This is a genomic window from Negativicutes bacterium, from assembly GCA_018052945.1.
Classification (GTDB): domain Bacteria; phylum Bacillota; class Negativicutes; order JAGPMH01; family JAGPMH01; genus JAGPMH01.
In genome coordinates this window covers 1-2,526 of the sequence record JAGPMH010000087.1, presented here as the reverse complement: position 1 = coordinate 2,526, position 2,526 = coordinate 1, and the positions used below count along the sequence as shown (strand labels likewise).

General features: G+C 31.4%; 3 protein-coding genes. All 3 read left to right on the top strand.

Annotated features, from left to right (window positions below; genetic code table 11):
• A partial coding sequence (locus KBI38_08305; protein MBP8630043.1) for an EmrB/QacA family drug resistance transporter occupies window positions 1-606 on the top strand: 606 nt, incomplete at its 5' end.
• Between the two features lie 13 nt (window positions 607-619).
• Window positions 620-1,480, top strand: coding sequence for an EamA family transporter (locus KBI38_08300; protein MBP8630042.1), 861 nt, complete (start codon window positions 620-622; stop codon window positions 1,478-1,480).
• A 196-nt stretch (window positions 1,481-1,676) separates the two neighbouring features.
• Entirely contained in the window at window positions 1,677-2,432 is a 756-nt protein-coding gene (locus tag KBI38_08295; protein ID MBP8630041.1) for a hypothetical protein, read from the top strand.
• The last annotated feature ends 94 nt before the right edge of the window (window positions 2,433-2,526 follow it).

Here is a 2,526-nt window from a genome sequence, read left to right as displayed (position 1 = left end):
ATAATGCCGATTATTGGTAAGCTGGTAAATAAAGTCCAAGCAAAATATTTAATTTCAACGGGAATGTTTTTAATGGCATTTGGAATGTGGGCCACGGCACAAATAACCCCCCAAAGTGATTATTGGACGTTGGTGCAGGTTCGTATTTTACAGGTAATTGGGTTGCCATTTTTATTTGTTCCATCCAGTACCCTCGCTTTTTCCAAGATAAAAGCGGTAGATAGTAGCAATGCTTCAGCGATTGTGGCGTTGATGCGTAATTTAGGAGGCAGTATTGGGATTGCAATTGTTACTAATAAATTAATTCAAAGTCAACAGGTGGAGCAAAATAATATAGTGCAACATTTAACTAATTTTGATATCGGTTATAACAATGCTCTTTATAATATGACAAATACCATAAAAAATCTAGGTTTCTCAGAAACTCAAGCCTCACAAATGGCATTGGGGAAAATTTATCGAGAACTAATGCATCAAGCGAGTTTGCTGGCATATGCTGATGCGTATGAATTTGTGGCAACGATTATGATATTACTAGGGATTGTAGCATTGTTTATGCCGAAGAATGAGTTGCACGGCAAAAAGAAAACGGTGGTTATAGAATAGAGGTCATACTTTAATGCAGGTACAGTTAATTTTAATATTTGTAGCGTTATTATGGGGGCTTAATCCTAGTGCAATGAAAGTGGGGCTATTGTCGGTTGAACCAATGTCTTATAATTTTATTAGGATGATTTTAGCGGGAGTTTTGAGTTGGTTAGTAGCACGCAAAATGGTTACTTTTAAAAGCTTAAGGCATTGTGGTTACAAAGAAATTATGATTGCCAGTGGAGGCTTTTTCTTGTTTCAAATCTTCTTTACCACCGGCGTTAAATTAACTACCGTTGGCAATGCTTCGTTAATTTTGAGTTGTTTACCGATTAGTGTTGCTGTTATTAATTACCTGCACAAATTTGAACAAGCTAATGTCAATTTAGGGTATAGTATTATTTGTTCTTTGGTCGGTGTAATAATAATGATTTTTAGTACCGGACAGAGTTTTAGCCTTGAGAGTAATCATTTAATTGGTGGGATAATGTTATTATTAGCCCAATTTTGCTATGCTTATTACACGGTGTTTTCAAAACAGAGCATCAAAGAATATTCACCATATCAAGTGACGACTTATATTTTATTGATTTCAACGATTTTGTTACTGCCATTTTCGTTCAATGATTTTTATCAGACTAATTGGAGTAATTTACCGTGGGAAGCGTGGGCAAGCATTTTTTACTCTGGCATTTTTCCGCTGTTTTTAGGCAATATTTTGTGGATTTGGGGAGCTGGGGTGATTGGCAGTAATAAGGCGTCGTTATATAATAATTTGCCACCGGTTTTTTCGGTGCTGTTAGGGTGTTTGTTTTTTGAGGAAAAATTTGGTTGGCTAAATTTATTAGGAGTAAGCTTAATTATTAGCGGATTACTTATTAGTAAAAAATAATTTTAAGATTGATTTAAAAATATAAATATGATAACTTTAAATTAGTTCAAATATATTGATAGATTTTGCAAAAAATAATAACGGGGTATATTATAGAGATACCTTACCTTGATTTTTTCTAAGCCAAAGAGTTTATCTGTTATGTATGAACTTTTTGGTTTTGTTTATTTTTTAAAATACGATAGGAGTTTTAGTTGTGAAATTCATGGAAACAACTGGTTTCAAGGAAGAACAATTACTTATTGTGGAAAAAATCACAGAAAAAATTACAACAGAATTGGATTTTCCCTTTGAAATAGTTAAGAAAGCCATCAATAGAAAACATGTTATTTTTATTACACATTTATTTCATTTGAAAATGTACGAAAAAATTGCCTTATATGACAATAAAATTAAATTAATTTATCAACATGAAGATTTTGCAAAAATAATTGATAAACTATTTTTGCAAGAGTGTGTTGACAAGTTGGAGCAATATGTTAATTATAAATTGACATATTATTATTCAACCCCGTTTGAACTTATTGGTGATTATTTTCAGAATCATTTTTGTTTAATTTTTGATAAAAGACCGGAAGAAAAAGTTGATAGTGAAATTAAGAAGATTGAAGAGCAACTTTGTAATATCTTGGCTAAAAAACTTCGGCAATCTACCGCCCGCGGTCCGGAGTATTGTAAAGTTACTATTTTAGATCGTTTTGATACAGTTTATCAAATAAAAGGCTGGTTATCACATTCCTGGCAAAGAGGTTTAAATGATGAAAAAACGCAAAAAGTATTTTTTATCACAGTAAAAAACATTATTGAAAGTATCATAAAAGAAGTTGAGCCCAATAACGATTATTTGCAAAAAATTTATATTGATATCAAGGTAGATGATAATTATCTGCTGATTATTAATCATCGTGAAGACCGTAATAATTTGGCTTATAATTTAAGTGTAAAAATGTAAAAGCAATAACTTGACACGATTATGGTTATATGTTAAAATATATTAAGTCTAGATTAATATTTAATCGAGGTTTTTTAGATGTTATTACTATATG